The organism is Stenotrophomonas sp. TWI700 (assembly GCF_039673645.1).
Classification (GTDB): domain Bacteria; phylum Pseudomonadota; class Gammaproteobacteria; order Xanthomonadales; family Xanthomonadaceae; genus Stenotrophomonas; species Stenotrophomonas maltophilia_AA.
In genome coordinates this window covers 190024-211106 of the sequence record NZ_JBDJMB010000002.1, presented here as the reverse complement: position 1 = coordinate 211106, position 21083 = coordinate 190024, and the positions used below count along the sequence as shown (strand labels likewise).

Genomic DNA, 21083 nt, shown 5'->3' with positions numbered 1-21083 from the left:
GTGCGCCGGCGCATGTCGGACGGCCGTTGTGCCGTCGCTGGCCGTTGGCTTGATCGCTTGCGGCGGCTGGCGTGCGCACGCCATCGATTTGTCCGGATTCCGCTGGCAGAGCCTGCGGCGCTCGGGTATCGTTCGCGGATGAATTCCCCCACTCCGGCCTCACGTGGCGGCGTGGCGCGTGTGTGCCGTTACCTGTACCGCGTACCGCTGCTGCTGGTCCACCTGTTGCTGTTCCTGCCGATGCTGCTGATCGCCATGCTGCCGCTGTGGGCGCGCGTGCGCGTGGGCGAGCGCACGCTCGAGCATGCGGCGGTGAACGTCTGGTCGGCCGGCCTGATGTGGATCTTCGGGTTCCGCCTGCACCGGATCGGCACGCCGCTGCCGGGTGCGGTGCTGTTCGTGGCCAACCATGTCAGCTGGGTCGACATCTCGATGCTGCACAGCCAGCGCATGATGGGCTTCGTGGCCAAGCAGGAGATCGCCGGCTGGCCGGTGGTCGGGTGGCTGGCCGCGCGCGGGCAGACCATTTTCCACCAGCGCGGCAGCACCGAATCGCTGGGCGGCGTGATGCAGGAAATGGTCGTGCGCCTGCGCGAAGGCAAGGCAGTGGGTGTGTTCCCGGAAGGGCGTACCCGTGGCGGCCATGACGTGGGCCCGTTCCATGCGCGTATTTTCCAGGCCGCGGTCGAGACCCAGGTGCCGATCCAGCCGGTGGCGTTGCGCTATGGCTGGCGCGGTGATGCGCAGACCATTGTCGCCTTCGGCCCGAAAGAGAGCTTTTTCGCCAACTTCCTGCGTCTGCTGGGAGAGCCGGCACGGCGGGCCGAGGTGCACTTCCTCGCGCCCATTGATACCCATGATCTGGAAGGCCGTCGCCGCATCGCGGAAACCTCGCGCGCGCGCATCCTGGCGGCCATGTCCGCCGAGTAAGCCGGCGGTGTTCCTTCACGCGCCAGCGTCGCAGCCGGGAGCAGGCTCGCGCCCATGTTGACCGCTGCCGACTATCAACCGCCGCGTTGGCTGCGCAATCCGCACCTGCAGTCGATGCTCAGCTCCAGCCGGATGCGCATGCAGCGCGGCCTGGTACTGCTTGCGGCCACCGGCGCGCACACCGACGAACTCCTCCTCGATGGTGGCGAAGGCGTCCGCCTGCAGGGCTGGCACAGCTATATCCCGGGGCGCCAGCCGATCGGCATGGCGCTGCTGCTGCATGGCTGGGAAGGCAGCGCCGAATCCAGCTACATGCGCATGACCGCCGCGCGGCTGCTGGAAGAGGGTTACGACGTGGTCCGGCTGAACTTCCGCGACCACGGCAACACCCATCACCTCAATCCCGGCATCTTCCACTCCAACCGCATCGATGAAGTGGTGCAGGCCGCCGGCGACATCGCCCGCCGCTGGCCGGAGCTGCCGCTGGTCGCGGCCGGCTACTCGCTGGGTGGCAACTTCGTGCTGCGCCTGGCACTGCGCGCGCCCTCGGCCGGCGTGCCGCTGCGCCGCGTGGCCTCGGTCTGCCCGGTGCTGGACCCGGCGATCACGATGGAGAGCATCGAGAACGGCCCGGCGATGTACGACTGGTACTTCCGGCGCAAGTGGGCCGGCTCGCTGCGCCGCAAGCGCGATCTGTTCCCCGAGCTGAGCGACTGGGACGACCGCGTGCTGAAGCTGGACATCCGTGCGCTGACCGCCTGGCTGGTCGAGCACCACACCGAGTTCGGCTCGCTGCAGGCCTACTTCGACGGGTACTCGATCGCCGGCGACCGGCTGGCCGGGCTGCAGGTGCCGGCCGACATCCTGATGGCGCAGGACGACCCGGTCATCCCTTTCGCCACCTTCAACGGCTGGCGCCTGCCGGCCCACGCCCACCTGGAAATCGCCCCCTGGGGCGGCCACTGCGGCTTCCTGGAGAACTGGCGCGGCGATGGCTTCTCCGAGCGCTGGGTGGCCCAGCGACTGCGGATCGAGGCGAATACGCCGGCCTGAGCGGCCGCCCAAGCTGGCCGGCCCCGCTACAATCGGGGTTTGCCCTCGAGTTCGGACCGTCATGCAAGACCAGATTCTCCAAGCCCTGCGCCGCAATGCGGTGGACGATGCCGTGCAGCTGGCGCGCGAGTGGACCACGGCCGAGCCGGAGCAGCCACAGGCGCACCGCTGGCTGTCGCTGTCGCTGCAGCAGCAGGGCCAGTTCGATGACGCGCTGGTCAGCCTGCAGCAGGCGCTGACGCTGGCCCCGGACAATGCGGATCTGCACCTGCAGCAGGCCGGCCTGCTGCTGGCCCTGCGCCAGTTCGATGCGGCCGGCTCGGCACTGGACCGCACCGCCGAACTCAATCCCAATGAACTTTCCGCCTACGTGATGCAGGCGCATCTGGCGCTGGCCCGCAACGATGTGGACGAAGCCGAGCGGCTGACCCGCATGGCCACCCGCGTGGATGAAGAGCACCCGGAACTGGCCGCGCTTTCGGGCATGGTCGCGCTGCGCCGGGGCGAGGTGGATCGCGCGCTGGCCCTGCTGTCGGCCGCCAACGAAGCCCTGCCCGGCGATTCGCGGGTGCTGTACGCGCTCGGCTTCGCCTACCTGGGCAAGGACATGCTGGCCTTCGCCGAGCAGGCCTTCCGCCGCGTGCTGGAGGTGAACCCGAGCGTCACCTCGCTGCAGGGCCTGATCGTGCAGCTGGCGCTGCGCCAGGGCCATGTGGATGTGGCTGCGGAGATGATGCGCCAGGTGCTGGCCACGCCGGCCGGTGACACCCCGGCGATGCGTCGCCTGGCCGGCGAGCTGGAGCTGCAGGCCGGGCAGCCGTTGCAGGCGCTGGAGCATCTGCTGCCGGTGCTGAGCCAATGGCCGTCCGATCGCCACACGCTGCAGCTGCTGCTGATGGCCTGGCAGCGCCTGGGTCGCGAAGAGCAGGCCCGCGAGACGCTCGATGCGACCCTGGCCGATCACCCCGAGGTGCACGACCTGTGGATGGCGCGCCTGACCGTCGAGCCGGTGGGGGGCCCGGAAGCGGTGTCCGTCGGCGAGCGCTGGCTGCAGGCCATGCCCGAGCACCTGCCGGCGCTGGAAACGCGCCTGCGCCTGCACGACATGAACAATGAAGAAGACGCGGCCGAAGCGATCGCCGAGCGGATCGTCACCCTGGAGCCGGGCCGCGTCAGTGGCGAAGCGCGCCTGGTCGAAGGCCTGCTGAAGCGGGATCCATCCGCGGCGATCGCGCGCGTGCAGGCCCTGCACGATGGCGCGCCCGAGGCGGCCAGGCCATCGCTGCGCGCGTGGCTGGGCGCGATCCAGGACCGTGCCGGCCAGTACCGCGATGCCGTCCGGACGTGGGTCGATCTGCACGCCGCCGAAGCGCCCCAGCGCCTGCCGCTGCCGCCGCAGGCGAAGGCGCCGCTGAGCTGGCCGGAGCTGGCACCGGTGCCGGAGGACAATGCCATCGCGCCGATCTTCGTCTGGGGCGCCCCGGGCTCGGGCGTGGAGCGCGTGATCGCCGCCCTGGCCGCCGCCAGCCCGGTGGTCCGCGGCGATCGCTTCGGTGCGACGCCGCCCAACGATGCCTTCCAGAGCTATCACACGCTGCAGGACCTTTCGACCGGCACGCTGACGCCCGAGGCGCTGGTCGCAGGGTGGCGCGAACAGCTGCCCGCGCGCGGGCTCAACAGTGGCGCGGTGATCGACTGGTTGCTGTGGTGGGACAACGCATTGTTGTGGGCGCTGCGTCCGCAGCTGCCGGAAGGCCGCCTGATCGTCGCCCTGCGCGATCCGCGTGACATGCTGCTGGAATGGATCGCCTTCGGTGCGCCGGCGCCGTTCGCGGTGAACTCGGTGCACGAAGCCGCCGAGTGGCTGGCACGCTCGCTGGCCCAGATCGCGACGCTGCACGAGCAGGATCTGTACCCGAACGCGCTGGTGCGCATCGATGACATCGGGCACGACGCGCAGGCGATGGCCCAGTACCTGGGCAGTCTGTTCGGCATGCGCTTCCCGCCGGCGGCGACGCTGGGCCCGGCCCGGATGGCGCCCGGTCATTGGCGCGATTACCGCGATGAGATGGGCCCCGCGTTCGCATTGCTGACCTCGGTCGCGGTGCGCCTGGGCTATCCGGAAGAGTGAGGAGAGGCACATGCACCTGAGCAGTGACAGCATCACCAACGGCCAGCCGATCCCCGCCACGTTCGCGGCCGGCAATGCCGAGGGCTTCGCACCCAACCGCAATCCGCAGCTGGCCTGGCACGACGTGCCGGCCGGCACCCGGTCGTTCGCGCTGCTGTGCATCGATCCGGACGTGCCGACCGTGCCGGACACGGTCGGCCGCGAGGATTGCACGGTGCCGCGCGACCAGCCGCGCGCGCACTTCACCCATTGGGCGATGGCCGATATTCCGGCCGACGTGCACGCGTTGGCCGCCGGCAGCTGCAGCGACGGTTTCACGGTGCGCGGCAAGACCCAGCCGGCGGGCCCGGCGGGCAGCCGCCAGGGAGTGAATGATTTCACCGGCTGGTTTGCCGGAAACCCGGACATGGCCGGCCAGTACCTGGGCTATGACGGCCCGTATCCGCCGTTCAACGACGAGCGCGTGCACCGTTATTTCTTCCGCGTATTCGCGCTGAACGTGGCGCAGCTGGCGCTGCCGACCCCGTTCACCGGGGCGGACGTGCTGCGCGCGATGCAGGGGCACGTGCTGGCCGAAGCATCGCTGCATGGCACCTACACGTTGAACCCGGCGTTGGCGTGATTCCCCGGGGGGGCCGACCGTTGGTCGGCGCTATATCCGGTAGGTACCGGCCGCTGGCCGGTACTGCGCTATCGGGAGCTGGCCAGCGGCCGGCACTACAGAATGGAGAAGGGCGGCCGGTGGCCGCCCTTCTGCTTTCTTATTTCTTCTCGTTCGCGGACTCGACCACCATGTCCAGCACATACGCGTTGGACGAGGCATCGGCCGGCGGGTTGGCGATTTTGTAGCGCTTCACGCGCACCACGTTGCGCACGCCGTCTTCGTGGGTATAGCCCTCGATGACATCGTAGAAGTTCTCCCACTCGCCCGGCTCGCCCTGCTTGATGCCGTTGGCGTCGTAGCGGATTTCGCGGGTCTGCAGGCACTGCTTGTCGCGGATCATCGGGTGCGGGCACGGCTTGGTCTGCGCGGCCACTTCCAGGAACACGGTCTCGCCTTCGCCGCCGTAGCGGGTATCCGCGGTCGGCTCCGGGGTGAACACCAGCACATCGCCCTTGGCGGTGCGCAGGGTCAGCCGGCCGGCATCGCCCAGTTCAGTCTTCAGCGCGCCTTCCAGACGGCTGCCGACGGCCTGGTCCAGCGCCATCAGGTTCTTGTCGGTGCAGGCCATCATGGTCGACGCCATCGGAGAGATGGTCAGCGAACCATCGGCCAGCGTGTAGCCGCCGCCCATGCGGTTGCAGGTATTGCTGATCGCGATGCGGTCATCCTGGAAGTCCAGCGTGACCGGCTTGTCGGCGCGGGCGAACAGCGCATCGATGCGCTTGCCGCTGGCATCGGTGGCCGACTCCAGGCGCCAATGGCTGCCCTGCAGGCGCTGCACGTCCAGACGGGCCACGGCGGCCTGGTCGGCGGCGGCGGTCGGCGCCGGGGCGAGGTCATCGCGGCCGGCCGGGGCGGTCGAGGGGTTGCTGCAGGCGGCCATCAGGGCCAGCGGCAGGATCAGCATCAGGGTGCGTTTCATGTACATCTCCTTGGGAACCTGGGGAAAAACGCCGGTGCCACCACAACGGGGTTACGCCGGCGCCGGGCTGTTCAGTTGCCAGCCGGCAACCAGAGCAGCAATGCCGCGCCCAGTGCGATGCGGTAAACCGCGAACGCAGTGAACCGGTGCGACTTGATGTAGCCCAGCAACCACTTCACTACGACGAAGCCGGTGACGACCGCGGCAAGGAAGGCCACGCCGACATCGGTCCAGTTCTCGCTGGCGAGCTTGCCGTCCTTGGCCAGTTCCAGGAAGGCATAGCCGCTGGCGGCGAACATGGTCGGGATACCCACCAGGAACACGAACTCGGTGGCTTTCGCGCGTCGGCTCAGGCCGAACAGCATCGCGATGAAGATCGCCGCCGCCGAACGCGAGGTGCCGGGAAACACGCCCGCCACCACCTGCGCCACACCCACCAGGACCGCGACCTTCCAGGTCACTTCATCGCGTTCGGGAAGACGCGCGGTGTAGGCCTCCACCAGGATCATCCAGAGGCCGCCGATGATCAGTGCCCAGGCTACCGGGGTGACCGTCTCGGGCAGTTCCCAGCCGGCCAGGCGGACCGGCAGGCCGACCACGGCCGTCACCAGGAACGCGGTGCCGAGCTTGAGCACGTAGTCGCGGTTGGCGCGCTCATGCAGGCCGGTCGCCAGGGTCCACAGCCGCTGCCGGAACACCAGCGTGATCGCCAGGATCGCGCCGGCCTGGATGATGATGTTGAAGAAGTCCGAGCGTGCGCCCAACCAGTGCTGGGCGATCAGCAGGTGGCCCGTGCTGGAGATCGGCAGGAATTCGGTGAGGCCTTCGAGGATGCCCAGCAGAAGGGCGGAGAGCAGGTCGGACATCGGGGACGGTGGCTCGGCAGGAGGGAAATCAGGGAGGAGCATAAAACATCAAACGCCGCACCAAATGTGTGCACGATGCGGTCTTTGCACCGTTATGGTGCGGCGCGCCTCGCGCTAAGCCAGGGCAGCGTCTTCAAAATCAACGACTTGTGAAGCCCGAAAAGTTGGCACGGCGATTGCTCTATCCACTCAGGCAATCACCCATCTGAGGTTTCACCGATGTCCGTGGAAAATGTTGAGAAGCTGATCAAGGACAACCAGATCGAGTTCATCGACCTGCGTTTCGTCGATATGCGCGGTATCGAACAGCACGTCACCTTCCCGGTGAGCATCGTGGAGCCGTCGTTGTTCGAAGAAGGCAAGATGTTCGATGGCAGCTCGATCGCCGGCTGGAAGGGCATCAACGAATCGGACATGGTCCTGCTGCCGGACCCGTCCAGCGCCTACATCGACCCGTTCTACGCCGATCCGACCCTGGTCATCAGCTGCGACATCCTCGATCCGGCCACCATGCAGCCGTACGGCCGCTGCCCGCGCGGCATCGCCAAGCGCGCCGAGGCCTACCTGAAGTCCTCCGGCATCGCCGAGCAGGCCTTCTTCGGCCCGGAGCCGGAATTCTTCATCTTCGATTCGGTCCGCTTCGCCAACGACATGGGCCACACCTTCTTCAAGATCGATTCCGAAGAAGCGGCCTGGAGCACCGGTGACAAGTACGACGGCGCCAACAGCGGCTACCGTCCCGCGGTGAAGGGCGGCTACTTCCCGGTCCCGCCGACCGATTCGCTGCACGACCTGCGCGCGGAAATGTGCAAGACGCTGGAACAGGTCGGCATCGAAGTGGAAGTGCAGCACCACGAAGTGGCCACCGCCGGCCAGTGCGAGATCGGCACCAAGTTCAGCACCCTGGTGCAGAAGGCCGACGAACTGCTGCGCATGAAGCACGTCATCAAGAACGTCGCCCACCGCAACGGCAAGACCGCCACCTTCATGCCCAAGCCGCTGGTCGGCGACAACGGCAGCGGCATGCACGTGCACCAGTCGCTCTCCAAGGGCGGCACCAACCTGTTCTCCGGTGACGGCTACGGCGGCCTGAGCCAGCTGGCGCTGTGGTACATCGGCGGCATCTTCAAGCACGCCAAGGCCATCAACGCCTTCGCCAACTCCGGCACCAACAGCTACAAGCGCCTGGTCCCGGGCTTCGAAGCGCCGGTGATGCTGGCCTACTCGGCCCGCAACCGCTCCGCCTCGTGCCGCATTCCGTGGGTGTCCAACCCGAAGGCGCGCCGCATCGAAATGCGCTTCCCCGATCCGATCCAGTCCGGCTACCTGACCTTCACCGTGCTGATGATGGCCGGCCTGGACGGCATCAAGAACCAGATCGATCCGGGCGCGCCGAGCGACAAGGATCTGTACGACCTGCCGCCGGAAGAAGAGAAGCTGATCCCGCAGGTCTGCTCCTCGCTGGACCAGGCCCTGGAAGCGCTGGACAAGGACCGCGAGTTCCTCAAGGCCGGTGGCGTGATGAGCGACGACTTCATCGACGGCTACATCGCGCTGAAGATGCAGGAAGTCACCAGGTTCCGCGCGGCGACCCACCCGCTCGAGTACCAGATGTACTACGCGAACTGAGCAATGGGTGACGATGACGAAGGATTTCCCTCCCACCCTTCGTCATCGTCGCCACCTTTTGCAACCGGGGCCGGGGCGGCCTGCAACGCGCCCCGCACCGCGGTTCAACGGGACCGTGGTAGATGCGCTGCGGCTGGGGAGCCGCGACGCAGGCAGTACGCACCACCAGGGGCAAGAGAGACCGGACGCGTGTCATGGGCCCTTCCTCCCTCCCGCGTCACCGCTGGCGTCGCCCTCCGGGCGTCGGCAACGGCGTGGCCCATGCAACGTTCGGCGCAACGACCGGCGGCCATGTGCAAGTGGCCGCCGGTTGACCTGACATCGGCCCCACGCGGGCCGGTTCCATCCACCATCGGGATATGCGCATGAAACTGATCTCCGCCATCATCCGGCCGTTCAAGCTCGACGAGGTCCGTGAGGCCCTCTCCGACGCTGGCGTGTCGGGCATCACCGTGACCGAAGTCAAAGGCTTCGGCCGCCAGAAGGGCCACACCGAGTTGTATCGCGGCGCGGAGTACGTCGTGGATTTCCTGCCGAAGATCAAGATCGAGACCGTCGTGACCGACGATCGCCTGGAGGCCGTGGTCGAGGCCATCCAGTCCGCGGCCGGCACCGGCAAGATCGGCGACGGCAAGATCTTTGTCACCGCGGTCGAACAGGTCGTCCGCATCCGCACCGGCGAAATCGGCGCTGACGCGCTCTAACCCCACTCGGAGCCCACAATGAAGACCTCTTTGTTCACCGGGTGGCAAGCCCGGTTCCATGCCGTGTGCCTGATGATGCTGCTCAGCGCGCTGGCCGTTGGTGCCTTCTCCAGCAGTGCGCATGCCCAGGCCCAGATCACCCCCGTGCCGTCTGAAACGGTCGCGGTCGAGCCGCTGCCGGCCACGCCGGAGGCCACGGCTGCCCCGGTCGCCGACGCCGCCGCTGCACCTGCCTTCGACCGCGGCGACGTGGCCTGGATGCTCACCTCCACCCTGCTGGTGCTGTTGATGGTGGTGCCGGGCCTGGCGCTGTTCTATGGCGGCCTGGTGCGCTCCAAGAACGTGCTGTCGATCCTCAGCCAGATCCTGGTGGTGTTCTCGCTGGTGCTGATGCTGTGGGTGGCCTATGGCTACAGCGCGGTGTTCAGCGAAGGCAACGCCTTCTTCGGCTCGTTCACCCAGTTCGCCTTCCTCAAGGGCTTCGGGCCGGACAGCGTCGGCAACACGCCGATCGCCGGCCTGCCGGACTATCTGTTCGTCGCCTTCCAGTCGACCTTCGCCGGCATCACCACCGCACTGATCGTCGGTGCGTTCGCCGAGCGCATCAAGTTCAAGGCCGTCCTGCTGTTCTCGGCCCTGTGGTTCACCCTGAGCTACATCCCGATGGCGCACATCGTGTGGGGCGGCGGTTACCTGGCCGAGCTCGGCGCGATCGATTTCGCCGGTGGCACCGTGGTCCACATCAATGCCGGCGTGGCCGGCCTGGTGGGCGCGTACTTCGTCGGCAAGCGCATCGGCTACGGCCAGACCGCACTGAAGCCGCACAACGTGCCGTTCACCTATATCGGCGCGATGCTGCTGTGGGTGGGCTGGTTCGGCTTCAACGCCGGCTCGGCCGCCGCCGCCGACACCGTCGCCTCGCTGGCCTTCATCAACACCCTCCTTGCCACCGCCGCCGCGGTGCTGGGCTGGACCCTGGTTGAAGCGGTCAGCAAGGGCAAGCCGTCCGCGCTGGGCGCTGCTTCCGGCGCCGTGGCCGGGCTGGTCGGCATCACCCCGGCCTGCGGCACCGTGGGCCCGCTGGGCGCGATCGTGATCGGCCTGGTCGCCGGCGTGGTCTGCGTCTGGGGCGTCACCGGCCTCAAGCGCCTGCTCAAGGTCGATGACACCGCCGACGTCTTCGGTGTGCACGGCATCGGCGGCATCGTCGGTGCGCTGCTCACCGGTGTGTTCAGCGCGCAATCGCTGGGCGGCACCAAGGCCGACCTGGACATCGGCCACCAGGTCTGGGTGCAGCTGGTCAGCGTCGGCTTCACCATCGTCTGGTGCGCCGTGGCCACCGTGCTGATCCTGCTGGTGGTGCGCATGGTGTTCGGCCTGCGCGTCACCGAAGAAGCAGAGCGCACCGGCCTGGATGTCACCTCGCACGGCGAGTCGGCCTACGAGGCCTGATCCGCGCGATATCGCATTAGAAACGAGAGAGAGATGCTTCACCTTCGCCGGCGGCCTTCGGGTCGCCGGCTTTTTCTATCGGGCTGCTTTCAACGACGACCGCGCGATTCACGCCGCGCCAGGCAACCGCGCGCCAGATCACGCACAATGCGGTCATGCGCCAGATCCGCTTCCTGCTTCCGCTGCTCGCCTGCCTGCTGTTCGCTGCCTGCGCCAGTACCGGGGTCCGCAGCCCGCTCGCCACCTGGGTGCCGTCGCCGAACCACAACGCGCGCGCGCCGGTCGTGATCGTCCTGCACCACACCGATCAGCATTCCGTGCAGGAGAGCCTGGATACGCTGCGTAGCGCCAACAGCGGCGGCAAGGTCAGCTCGCACTATCTGGTCGGCGCCGACGGCCACCTCTACCAGCTGGTGGGCGATGACCGCCGCGCCTGGCATGCCGGTCCCGGGCGCTGGGGCACGATCACCGATCTCAACTCGGCCTCGATCGGCATCGAGATCGACAACGACGGCGACACGCCGTTCGCACCGGCGCAGATCGCCGCCCTGATCCGCCTGCTCGAGGACCTGTGCACGCGCCTGCGCATTCCACCCAGCCAGATCATCGCGCATGCCGACCTGGCGCCGTCGCGCAAGCAGGATCCCAGCCGTTTCTTCCCGTGGCAGACCCTGGCCGAGGCCGGCTTCGGCGTATGGCCGCGCGCCGCCGATGGCCCGGCCCCGCCCGGCTTCGATGCCTGGCTGGCGCTGCACGCGTTCGGCTATCCGATGGACGACCGGGCTGCCGCGGTCGGTGCCTTCCATCGCCGCTTCCGCGGTCGTGACGATCTCCCCGCAGATCTCGATGCCGAAGACGCCCGCATCCTGCACTCGCTGCTGTTGCAACAGGAACGCCGCCCATGAAGTTCACGCCCCTCCTCCCCGCACTCAAGCACGCCGCGTTGATGGGCATCGCGTCGGCGCTGCTGAGTGCGTGTGCGGTCGCGCCGCAGCGCCCCGCATCACAAGCGCCTGTGCAAACCAGCACTTACGCGAAGGCGAATTGGAACGCATTGCCTGCCGTCGCAGACGCCGATCTGCAGGCTGGCTTCGCGGCCTGGCGCAGTGCCTGCCCGCGCCTGAAGACGGAGGTCAGCTGGGCGTCCACCTGCGCTGCAGCGGCCAATGTCGCCACCACGCCGGCCGCCATCCGCCAGTTCCTGCAGGCGAATCTCGACGTCTATGCGCTGCGCGCCGCCAACAACCGGGCCGACGGCCTGATCACCGGCTACTACGAGCCGATCTATGCCGGCAGCCTCACCCGTACCGCCAAGGCATCCGTGCCGGTGTACGGCGTGCCGGGCGACATGGTCAGCGTCCAGCTCGACAGCCTCTACCCCGAACTCAAGGGCAAGCGCCTGCGCGGCCGCGTGGAGGGGCGCGTGCTCAAGCCCTATGACGATGCCGCGCGGATCGCCGCGAACGGCGTCAAAGCACCGGTGCTGGCCTGGCTGACCAGCCCGATGGACCTGCAGTTCCTGCAGATCCAGGGCTCGGGGCGCGTGCAGCTGGCCGACGGCCGCCAGCTTCGGATCGCCTACGCCGACCAGAACGGTCATCCCTACCGCCCGATCGGCCGCTGGCTGGTGGAGCAGGGCGAGCTGAAGCAGACCGACGTGAGCATGGCCGCCATCCGCGCCTGGGCCGATGCCCACCCGACGCGCGTGCCCGAGCTGCTGGCCAGCAACCCCAGCTATGTGTTCTTCACCCGCGGCCCCGATAGCGACGACGGCCCGCGCGGCTCGTTGAACGTGCCGCTGACCGCCGGCTACAGCGTCGCCGTGGACCGCAACGTGGTGCCGTTGGGCAGCCTGCTGTGGCTGTCCACCACGCGCCCGGACGGCACCGCGCTGGTGCGCCCGGTCGCCGCGCAGGATACCGGCGGTGCCATCACCGGCGAGGTCCGCGCGGACCTGTTCTGGGGCACCGGGGATGCGGCCGGCGAACTGGCGGGGCACATGAAGCAGAAGGGCACGATCTGGATGCTGTGGCCGAAGGGTGTGGCGCTGCCCGCAGGGCAGTAAGCATTCCGTTTCCGGCAAACACGTTGCTTGGTAGGAGCGCCAAGGGCGGCCGGCTGCGCCCCGCAGCGGCCACATCACAGCAGATCGCGGTCGTGCCACAATTGAGCCTCGCAACAGGGGAAGCTCATGGACTTCGGACTGATTGCACCGCTGATTGCCTTGGGGTTGTTCGCCGCGATTCTGATCGCCGCCGAACTCGGCCGGCGGCTGGGCCTGGCGCGGCTGCGGCGCGACCCGGATGATCCGACCAAGGGCGCGGCCGCCGCCGAAGCGGCGGTATTCGGGCTGCTCGGTCTGTTGATTGCATTCACCTTCTCCGGGGCGGCGTCACGTTTCGAGGATCGTCGCCACCTGATCACCGCCGAAGCCAATGCCATCGGAACCGCCTATCTGCGCATCGACCTGGTGCCCATAGAAGAACAACCGCCGATGCGCGTTCTGTTCCGCCAGTATGTCGATCTGCGCGCGCACGCCTACCAGGACGCCGCCAGTACCGCCGTCGTCGAGCAGCGGCTGGCGGCCACCACGGCGCTGCAGCAGCAGATATGGGCGCGCGCCGTTACCGCGACCCGGCAACCCGGCGCCGGGTCGCATGTGGCCATGCTGCTGCTGCCCGCGTTGAACGACATGATCGACATCACGACAACCCGGGCGATGGCCACGCGCAACCATCCGCCGGCCGTGGTGTTTCTGCTGCTCGGTGGGCTGAGTCTGATCGGCGCACTGCTGGTGGGCTACGGCACGGCCATGCGTCGCGAACGAAGCTGGCTCCATACGGTGACCTTCGGCGCGATCCTGGCCCTGACGGTTTACGTGATCTTCGATCTTGAATTCCCGCGCCTGGGGTTCATCCGGGTGGATGCTGCCGACCAGGTGCTGCTGGAGCTGCGCAGGAGCATGGAGTGACGGCGCTTCTGCTGACGCCACGCCGCCATCCGCATCTCCCACGTTTTGCACTACATTGGTGCAATGACCACCGCGCTATCGCCCCCCGCCCTCGACGCCCTCGGCACCCCGGTCGCCTGGGCCGATGCCAGTGGCCGCCTGGTGGGCTGCAATCCCGCCTTCGCGCGCTGGCTGGGCGTGAGCGTGCGGCGCCTGCTGGGCCAGCCGCTGGCCTCGCTGGAGGCACAGGGCGACGCGTTGGCCCACTTTCTGGCCCGTGACGAGCGCGACACCCTGCGCCTGCACCGGCTGGCCCTGGCGCTGCCGGGCGATGCGCCGCGCTTTGCCGAGGGCTGGCTGAGCCGCTGGGACGAGGGTGGCTGGTTGCTGGAGGCGCATCCGGTCGATGAATTCCCGGGGCTGGATCCCACCCAGGCGCTGCCCAGCGCGCTCAGTGCCGCGCTCAAGGGCTTGGCGCATGAGCTGCGCAACCCGCTGGCCGGGTTGAAGGGCGCGGCCCAGCTGCTGGCACGCCGCAACGCGCAACGCGATCCGGACGAGCGTGAACTGATCGAGCTGATCGGCTCGGAGATCGAACGCCTCAACGGCCTGCTCGAGCAGCTGCTGTCGCCGGCGCCGGCCGCGCCGCACGCAGCGCTCAACATCCATGCCTCGCTGGAGCGCGTGCTGCGCCTGGCCGAGAGCGAGGGTGGCTGGGCCGTCCGGATGCAGCGCGATTATGACCCCAGCATTCCCGAGTTCGATGGCGATGCCGACCGCCTCACCCAGGCCGTGTGGAACCTGGTCCGCAATGCGATCCAGGCCGGTGCCGGCACGGTGACCCTGCGCACGCGGGTGGAGCACGGTGTGCGCATCACGGATCAACTGCACCCGCTGGCGCTGCGGCTGGAAATCGCCGATGACGGCCGTGGCGTGCCCGAAGACCTGGCCGAGCATCTGTTCCTGCCGCTGGTCAGTGGCCGCGCCGAGGGCACCGGGCTGGGCCTCGCGCTGGCCCAGCAGGTGGCGCGCGAGCATCGCGGCACCCTGACCTACCGCTCGCGCCCGGGCCATACCGTATTCACCGTGCTGCTGCCGATCGGGCAGGGCAGCCCCGCCGAGGACACCGCCGCCCATGGCTGACCAGGTCGATACCACTGCCCAGCGCGTCTGGGTGGTCGACGATGACCGCGCGGTGCGCTTCGTGCTGTGCACCGCGCTGCGCGAGGCCGGCTACCGTGTCGAAGGCTTCGACGGCGCAGCTGCGGCGCTGGCGATGCTGGCCGATCAGCCGCCACCGGACCTGCTGTTCACCGATGTGCGCATGCCCGGCGATGATGGGCTGGTGCTGCTGGACAAGCTCAAGGCCGCGCATCCACAGCTGCCGGTGATCGTGATGTCGGCCTACACCGACGTGGCCAGCACGGCCGGTGCCTTCCGCGGCGGTGCGCAGGAGTTCCTGTCCAAGCCCTTCGATCTGGACGATGCGGTCGCCCTGGCGCAGCGCGTGCTGCCGGCCCCGGATGTGCCCCTGGCCGAGCCGAGCGAGACCGCCAGCGCCACGCCGCCGGACCAGCGCCCGCAGCTGGTCGGCGATACGCCGGCGATGCGTGCGCTGTTCCGCGCGATCGGGCGCTTGGCGCAGGCGCCGCTGTCGGTGTTGATCAATGGCGAGACCGGCACCGGCAAAGAGCTGGTCGCGCATGCGCTGCACCACGAATCGCCGCGCGTGCAGGGGCCGTTCGTCGCACTCAATACCGCGGCCATTCCGTCCGAACTGCTGGAAAGCGAACTGTTCGGCCACGAAGCCGGCGCGTTCACCGGGGCGCAGCGTCGCCATATCGGCCGCTTCGAGCAGGCCAATGGCGGCACGCTGTTCCTCGATGAAATCGGCGACATGCCGTTGCCGCTGCAGACGCGCCTGCTGCGCGTGCTGGCCGAGGGTGAGTTCTTCCGCGTTGGCGGCCGCGAACTGATCCGCGTCGATGTGCGCGTGATCGCCGCAACCCACCAGGACCTGGAAAGCCTGGTCGCGCAGGGGCGCTTCCGCGCTGACCTGCTGCATCGGCTGGATGTCGTTCGGCTGCGGCTGCCGCCACTGCGCGAGCGTCGCGACGATATCGCCCAGCTCGCCGAGACCTTCCTTGCGGCTGCCTCACACAAACTGGACACGTCCCCCAAGCGGCTGACCGCGGCGGCGCTGCAGGCACTGCGCGAACACGATTGGCCGGGCAACGTGCGGGAGCTGGAGAATGTGTGCTGGCGCATGGCCGCGCTCGCTGCAGCCGACAGCATCGGTGTGGCCGACGTGGACAGCGCGCTGCATCGGGGCGCGGGTGCGCCGCGCTCGCGCAGCGCCGGCGATCCGGGCCAGTGGGAAACGCTGCTGTCGGCGTGGGCGCGCCAGCGGCTGGCCGAAGGCGCCGAAGGCCTGCACGCACAGGTGCGTGAACGCGTCGACCACGCACTGCTTGAGGCCGCGCTGCAGATCACCCACGGCCGCCGTGCCGAGGCCGCCGCGCGGCTGGGCATGGGCCGCAACACCCTCACCCGCAAGCTCGGCGCCGGTCGCCGCCGCGGCGGATGAACCGCATGTCCACACCGCGTGTGCGCCGTGTCCCGGCCGCTTTCATGGCCTGTGGACGAGCGCACCGTTAGTTTGCAACCAAGGAGTCTTCCCATGCGCAGTTCCCCTGTCGTCCTCGCTGCGGTGATCGCGGTCGGTCTGGCCGCCTGCGGCAGCACGCCGCCGCCGCGCCCCGTGGCACCCGTCGTGCCGGTGGTCAGCACCGCGCAGATGGCCGAAGCCAATCTGTCGCCGGCCTCGGCCAGCCTGGTCAGCGGGCGCCTTGCGCTGGTCCCGGACACGCGCGGCGTGCATATCACCGGCGTCATCGGCGGCCTGCAGCCCCTGCAGGTGGCCGGGTTCCATGTCCATGAGCGCGGTGACTGCAGTGCGGTCGATGCGAGCAGCGCCGGTGCGCATTTCAATCCAGCCGGCCAGCCGCACGGCCGCAACAGTGCCGGTGCGCATCACGCCGGTGACATGGACAACCTGCGTGCCGACGCACAGGGTCGCGTCAACGTCGACATCCGCCTGCCAGCGGTTACCCTTGGCGGCGGCGCAGCCACCGATATCGCAGGACGTGCACTGATCGTGCATGCCAACGCCGACGATTACCGCAGCCAACCCGCCGGCAACGCCGGCGCCAGAATCGCCTGCGGCGTCATCCGGGTCGTGCGCTGATCGCGCAGGCCCCCCGACGTCGCTTCTTCCAACGCTACCCGCAAGGAGATCCACATGCGCCTGATCCACACCACGCTGTTCGCTGCCATCGCAGCGCTCGGCCTGACCGCCTGCAACAAGCCGGCCGACACCACGCCGGAAGCCACCCCGGCCGCAGAAGCCACCGCGGCCCAGCCGACCGCCGAAGCGACCCCGGAAGCCCCGCCGGCCATGACCAGCGAAGCCCATGCCAACCACACCGCCAGTGCCGATCTCGCCGCCACCCAGGGCAACGACGTCAAGGGCAACGTGACCTTCAGCATCGTCGACGGCAAGGTCCACGTGAAGGGCCAGGTCAGCGGCCTGAAGCCCAACAGCGAGCATGGCTTCCACATCCATGAGAAGGGCGACTGCAGCGCGCCGGACGGCGCCAGCACCGGCGGCCACTTCAACCCGGGCAAGGAAGACCACGGCAGCGTTGCCACCGCTCCGCACCACGGCGGTGACATGCCCAACATCAAGGCCGACGCCCAGGGCAATGCCGTGGTCGACGCTCCGGTCTCGACCAACGTCAACATCGGCAAGGGCGATGACTTCGACATCATCGGCCGCGGGCTGATCGTCCACGCCGACGCGGACGACTACAAGACCCAGCCGACCGGCAACGCCGGCGCACGCCTGGCCTGCGCGGCGATCAAAGCGGCCCCGTAAACCGGGCCGTGGTTGACGAAACCACGCCGGCATTCGCCGGCGTATTTTTTTAAATAACGGGGACGGAGGTAGTTAAGCCGCCGGCTTAACTACCTCCGTCCCTATTAGCGCGCCAGCAATTCGCGCGCGTCCTGCCCTGCTTCGCAATGCACGAACAGCACCGGCAGTCCGTGGGCTTCCAGCACGGCGGCCATCTGCCGCTGGCGGATCAGGTACTGGTCGTAGATGGCCTGCAGGCGATCGCAGTCACCGGTGCCGTGGTTGTAGTACGCACACCAGCCGGCAGGGTCGAACAGCGCCATACGCACTTCGCCGTCAGCGTATCGAAGCAGCGGCTCCGGCGCGGCATCCAGCCACTCTTCCACGTGTGGTGCCATCAGCGCGGTCTCGATCAGCGGCCACAGGATCGCCAGGCCCTGGTTGTCGTACTGCATCGACATCATCGCGGCGAGATCATTCACCGTGAAATAGCGGGCATGCTCGATCTGCGCGCCGAATGCGTTCTGCGCCTGCAGGGCGGTATCGGGCTGGGCCATGCCCTGGGCCAGCAGCACCTCTTCCAGTGCTTCGGCCACGGCCTGGGTCTGGGCGACTTCGGTGCCGGTCAGCAGGAACGGCACCACCCGCAGGCCGCCACCGGTGAGGGTGGCATCGGCCTGGAACGGCAGCGGCACATCGCCGTCGGCGCCGGCACCAAAGGCCAGCACGCGCGGGCCCTGGCTGCGGCCCGGGGCACGCATCTGCAGCTCTTCCAGGCGCCGGTGTACCGGCCAGCCCGGACGCAGCACTTCGGCCGGATCGAAATGGGCGCCGGCGAACACGAAATCCAGCCCGCTGACGCCGGGCACCAGCTTGGCCAGATCGCGGCCGACACGTTCGGCCAGTTCACCAGCCTGTTCAGAGGACAGCGCGGCATGGCGCGGGGCGTCGCCGCCGGCCAGTTCCAATGCCAGTACGCCAATGGCATTCATGCCGTGGTCGGGTTTGCTCATGGTTTCACGGTTGGCCCATCACAGGGCGGCAGCTACACTTGGCCCCATTATGCCTGCTCCTTCGTGCAGGCCATGTTGCAGACACCCCTCCCATGCCAGGTATCTCCATGCCCAACGCCCGTCCCGTCGCCATCCTCGGCGGCGTCCGCATCCCGTTCTGTCGCCAGAACACGGCTTATTCGGACGTCGGCAACCTCGGTATGTCGGTACGCACGCTCGGGGCGCTGGTGGAGCGCTTCGGCCTGCACGGCCAGCAGCTGGGCGAAGTGGCGATGGGCGCGGTGATCAAGCACTCCAGCGACTGGAACCTGGGCCGCGAAGCGACGCTGTCCTCGGGCCTGTCCCCGCTGACCCCGGGCATCACCATGCAGCGTGCCTGCGGCACCTCGCTGGACACCATCATCGCGGTGGCCAACAAGATCGCGCTGGGCCAGATCGACTCGGGCATCGGCGGCGGCTCGGATACCACGTCCGACGTGCCGATCGTCTACGGCAAGAAGCTGCGCGCACGCCTGCTGGCCGCCAACCGCGCCAAGAGCACCGGCGACAAGCTCAAGGCGCTGACCCGGGGTTTCAAGCTGAGCGAACTCAAGCCGGAATTCCCGGGCGTGGCCGAGCCGCGCACCGGCAAGAGCATGGGTGATCACTGCGAAGACATGGCCAAGGAGTGGAACATCTCCCGCGATTCGCAGGACGAGTGGGCGGTGTCCTCGCACAAGAAGCTCGCCGCTGCTTACGAGCGCGGGTTCTTCAACGAGCTGATCGCCCCGTTCCGTGGCGTGGAGCGCGACAACATTTTGCGTGCCGATACCTCGCTGGAAAAGCTGGCCACGCTGAAGCCGGCGTTCGACAAGGTCTCCGGCCGCGGCACGCTGACCGCCGCCAACTCGACCCCGCTCACCGATGGTGCCTCGGCGGTGCTGCTGGCCAGTGAAGAATGGGCGCGCGCGCACGGCCATGAGCCGCTGGCGTATCTGCGTGATTCGCAGGTGGCCGCGGTTGATTTCGTGCACGGCGAAGGCCTGCTGATGGCGCCGACGATCGCCGTGCCGGAGATGCTCAAGCGCAACGGCCTGACCCTGCAGGATTTCGACATCTACGAAATCCACGAAGCGTTCGCCGCCCAGGTGCTGTGCACGCTGCGCGCGTGGGAAAGCGAAGACTACTGCCGCAACCGCCTCGGCCTGGATGCGCCGCTCGGCAGGATCGACCCGGCCAGGATCAACCCGCTGGGTTCGTCGCTGGCCACCGGCCACCCGTTCGCCGCCACCGGTGCCCGCGTAATCGCCACGGCGGCCAAGCAGCTGGCCGAGCGCGGCGGTGGCCGCGCGCTGGTCTCGATCTGCACCGCCGGCGGCATGGGCGTGGTGGCGATCGTCGAGCGCTGATCGCCGACGCAGGAAATGAAGAAGGCCGCCCAAGGGCGGCCTTCTTCGTTTCCGGGTAGATCCACGCCATGCGTGGATGTCCCAAATCCCGCGCCGCCTGTTACGGCAGGCGCGGATTGCCGAACTCGTCGCGTTCCACGTGCAGGCGATCTTCTTCGACGTGCACGCGGCCCGGCTCCCCGTGCAGGCGATCCTGCAGCGGCGCCGGTTCGCCCATCAGCGACTGCTCTTCGATGGTCGCGCGCTCGGGCACGATCGGGTCCAGTGGCGTCGCGGTCGAGGCACGGGCCAGCGCCACGCTGTCATCGCCGCGCTGCTGGCGCAGCGCATTGGCGAAGCACTGCGAGGCCAGCGCGGTCTCGCCACGGTCGAGGAACACTTCGCCCAACGCTTCCCATGCGGCCGGGCCGGCACCGGCGGCGATCGCGCGATGCAGGTAATCCTCGGCCAGCGTGTGCTGACGCTGACGGGCGGCGATGCGACCCAGCGCCAGCAGCAATGCCGGGCTGGAAGGCTGCGTGGTCAACCAGCGCTGCAGGTTGGCCTGGCGGGTGGCCAGTTTCTCTACGGGCATCTGGCCGTAGAGGGTCACCACCGATTCGTCCCAGCGCGTGTCCAGTGCCTGTTCGAGGTTGAGCAGGGCCGGTTCGTCCCAGTCCAGGGCCACTGCGCGCAGCGCATAGGCGGAGACGACATCGGGATCGCTGCGCAATGCCTTCGGCGTGGCTTCCCACTGGGCGGCCAGCGCGTTCACGTCACCGGCTTCGAGCAGCGACTGCGCGGCCAGGCGGATTTCCAGTTCGGCCACGGCGGCATCGGGCAGCACTTTCTGCTTGCGCAGCGCGCCCAGCTGGCCATACGCCTCGTGCGCGCGATCGGCACGGGCCAGTGCTTCGGTCCGCAGCCACAGGCCGCGCGGCGGCAGCGGCTGGATCGCGGCCACGTCGAGCACGTTGATCGCATCGACCGGGCGTTCCTGGGCCAGCAGGCGTTCGGCCAGCAGCAGGGCATGGCTGGTGGCATCTTCGGTGGCCAGGCGCTGCAGGTACTGATTGACCGCAGCATCGTCATCGCGCGCCTGCGCACTGCGCACCGCGGTCACCATGGCGACAGCGCTCACTTCCTTGTCTTCAGCAGCACTGGTCAGCAGCTTTTCCGCACGCTGCCAGTGGCCGTGTTCGTGCGCCTGCAGGCCTTCGGTCAGGCGGGCGCGGCCCTGCTTGCGGCGGTAGCGGCCCCAGGCGCGGAACGGCGAGGCCAGCAGGCTCCACAGCAGCCACAGCACCAGCAGCCCGACCAGCACCATCAGGGCGACCTGCGGCACGGTGGAGCGGTAGTCGGTACCGCCGTAGCGATAGATCACTTCACCGAACTGGCGCAGCTGCTCGGTGCCGAGCCACTGCGAGGCGATCACGCCCAGGGCCACGGCCAGCAGCAGGACCACTAGAGATTGAAACGGCTTCAT

The 21083-nt window shown here is 68.4% G+C and carries 20 protein-coding genes; 15 read left to right on the top strand and 5 right to left on the bottom strand.

Annotation, left to right across the window (positions count from 1 at the left end):
• Positions 1 to 138: 138 nt before the first annotated feature.
• From ABE473_RS02775 to ABE473_RS02760, 4 genes are all read left to right on the top strand, one after another.
• Positions 139 to 930: a lysophospholipid acyltransferase family protein gene (locus ABE473_RS02775; RefSeq protein ID WP_179460572.1), complete on the top strand. Its 792-nt coding sequence runs from the start codon at positions 139 to 141 to the stop codon at positions 928 to 930.
• Between the two features lie 57 nt (positions 931 to 987).
• The gene (locus tag ABE473_RS02770; RefSeq protein WP_346488518.1) at positions 988 to 1983 is read left to right on the top strand and encodes an alpha/beta fold hydrolase; all 996 of its coding nucleotides are present in this window, start codon (positions 988 to 990) and stop codon (positions 1981 to 1983) included.
• Positions 1984 to 2044: 61 nt separating this feature from the next.
• Positions 2045 to 4114 (top strand): tetratricopeptide repeat protein, encoded by a 2070-nt coding sequence (locus tag ABE473_RS02765; RefSeq protein ID WP_346488412.1) that lies wholly within the window; start codon positions 2045 to 2047, stop codon positions 4112 to 4114.
• A 10-nt stretch (positions 4115 to 4124) separates the two neighbouring features.
• Positions 4125 to 4736 carry a YbhB/YbcL family Raf kinase inhibitor-like protein gene (locus ABE473_RS02760; protein ID WP_346488410.1) on the top strand — a complete coding sequence of 204 codons (612 nt, stop codon included), beginning with the start codon at positions 4125 to 4127 and terminating at the stop codon, positions 4734 to 4736.
• A gap of 139 nt (positions 4737 to 4875) precedes the next feature.
• On the opposite strand, the gene ABE473_RS02755 is transcribed toward ABE473_RS02760, so the two are convergent.
• Positions 4876 to 5700, bottom strand: coding sequence for an META and DUF4377 domain-containing protein (locus ABE473_RS02755; protein ID WP_346488409.1), 825 nt, complete (start codon positions 5698 to 5700; stop codon positions 4876 to 4878).
• 71 nt (positions 5701 to 5771) lie between these two features.
• The gene (locus ABE473_RS02750; protein ID WP_346488408.1) at positions 5772 to 6566 is read right to left on the bottom strand and encodes an undecaprenyl-diphosphate phosphatase; all 795 of its coding nucleotides are present in this window, start codon (positions 6564 to 6566) and stop codon (positions 5772 to 5774) included.
• A gap of 219 nt (positions 6567 to 6785) precedes the next feature.
• Here ABE473_RS02750 and glnA point away from each other — a divergent pair, with 219 nt between their 5' ends.
• From glnA to amt, 3 genes are all read left to right on the top strand, one after another.
• On the top strand, positions 6786 to 8195 hold the full coding sequence (gene glnA, locus ABE473_RS02745) for a type I glutamate--ammonia ligase (protein ID WP_346488407.1): 1410 nt from the start codon (positions 6786 to 6788) through the stop codon (positions 8193 to 8195).
• A 365-nt stretch (positions 8196 to 8560) separates the two neighbouring features.
• Entirely contained in the window at positions 8561 to 8899 is a 339-nt protein-coding gene (locus ABE473_RS02740) for a P-II family nitrogen regulator (protein ID WP_346488406.1), read from the top strand.
• Between the two features lie 18 nt (positions 8900 to 8917).
• Positions 8918 to 10351 carry an ammonium transporter gene (amt, locus tag ABE473_RS02735; RefSeq protein ID WP_346488405.1) on the top strand — a complete coding sequence of 478 codons (1434 nt, stop codon included), beginning with the start codon at positions 8918 to 8920 and terminating at the stop codon, positions 10349 to 10351.
• A gap of 16 nt (positions 10352 to 10367) precedes the next feature.
• Here the strand turns inward: amt and ABE473_RS02730 are convergent, their stop codons facing one another.
• Positions 10368 to 10508, bottom strand: coding sequence for a hypothetical protein (locus tag ABE473_RS02730; protein WP_346488403.1), 141 nt, complete (start codon positions 10506 to 10508; stop codon positions 10368 to 10370).
• Between ABE473_RS02730 and ABE473_RS02725 the strand changes: the two genes are divergently transcribed.
• The 7 genes from ABE473_RS02725 to ABE473_RS02695 all read left to right on the top strand — a co-directional run bounded on the left by ABE473_RS02725 (position 10507) and on the right by ABE473_RS02695 (position 17238).
• Entirely contained in the window at positions 10507 to 11256 is a 750-nt protein-coding gene (locus ABE473_RS02725; RefSeq protein ID WP_346488402.1) for an N-acetylmuramoyl-L-alanine amidase, read from the top strand. The genes ABE473_RS02730 and ABE473_RS02725 overlap by 2 nt on opposite strands.
• A gap of 41 nt (positions 11257 to 11297) precedes the next feature.
• Positions 11298 to 12416 carry an MltA domain-containing protein gene (locus ABE473_RS02720; protein WP_346488517.1) on the top strand — a complete coding sequence of 373 codons (1119 nt, stop codon included), beginning with the start codon at positions 11298 to 11300 and terminating at the stop codon, positions 12414 to 12416.
• Positions 12417 to 12542: 126 nt separating this feature from the next.
• Entirely contained in the window at positions 12543 to 13322 is a 780-nt protein-coding gene (locus ABE473_RS02715; protein ID WP_346488401.1) for a hypothetical protein, read from the top strand.
• Between the two features lie 63 nt (positions 13323 to 13385).
• Positions 13386 to 14444, top strand: a complete 1059-nt coding sequence (locus ABE473_RS02710; RefSeq protein WP_346488400.1) for an ATP-binding protein — start codon at positions 13386 to 13388, stop codon at positions 14442 to 14444.
• Complete coding sequence (gene ntrC / locus ABE473_RS02705; RefSeq protein ID WP_346488398.1) at positions 14437 to 15888, top strand: nitrogen regulation protein NR(I); 1452 nt, start codon at positions 14437 to 14439, stop codon at positions 15886 to 15888. The genes ABE473_RS02710 and ntrC overlap by 8 nt, the downstream gene beginning before the upstream one ends.
• Positions 15889 to 15981: 93 nt before the next feature.
• On the top strand, positions 15982 to 16548 hold the full coding sequence (locus ABE473_RS02700; protein WP_179460552.1) for a superoxide dismutase family protein: 567 nt from the start codon (positions 15982 to 15984) through the stop codon (positions 16546 to 16548).
• A 54-nt stretch (positions 16549 to 16602) separates the two neighbouring features.
• Positions 16603 to 17238 (top strand): superoxide dismutase family protein, encoded by a 636-nt coding sequence (locus ABE473_RS02695; protein ID WP_346488397.1) that lies wholly within the window; start codon positions 16603 to 16605, stop codon positions 17236 to 17238.
• Positions 17239 to 17342: 104 nt separating this feature from the next.
• On the opposite strand, the gene ABE473_RS02690 is transcribed toward ABE473_RS02695, so the two are convergent.
• The gene (locus tag ABE473_RS02690) at positions 17343 to 18230 is read right to left on the bottom strand and encodes a hypothetical protein (protein ID WP_179460550.1); all 888 of its coding nucleotides are present in this window, start codon (positions 18228 to 18230) and stop codon (positions 17343 to 17345) included.
• A 92-nt stretch (positions 18231 to 18322) separates the two neighbouring features.
• On the opposite strand from ABE473_RS02690, the gene ABE473_RS02685 reads away from it, so the two are divergent.
• Complete coding sequence (locus tag ABE473_RS02685; RefSeq protein ID WP_346488396.1) at positions 18323 to 19618, top strand: acetyl-CoA C-acetyltransferase; 1296 nt, start codon at positions 18323 to 18325, stop codon at positions 19616 to 19618.
• Positions 19619 to 19718: 100 nt separating this feature from the next.
• Here ABE473_RS02685 and ABE473_RS02680 read toward each other — a convergent pair whose 3' ends face one another.
• On the bottom strand, positions 19719 to 21083 hold the full coding sequence (locus ABE473_RS02680; protein WP_346488395.1) for a heme biosynthesis HemY N-terminal domain-containing protein: 1365 nt from the start codon (positions 21081 to 21083) through the stop codon (positions 19719 to 19721).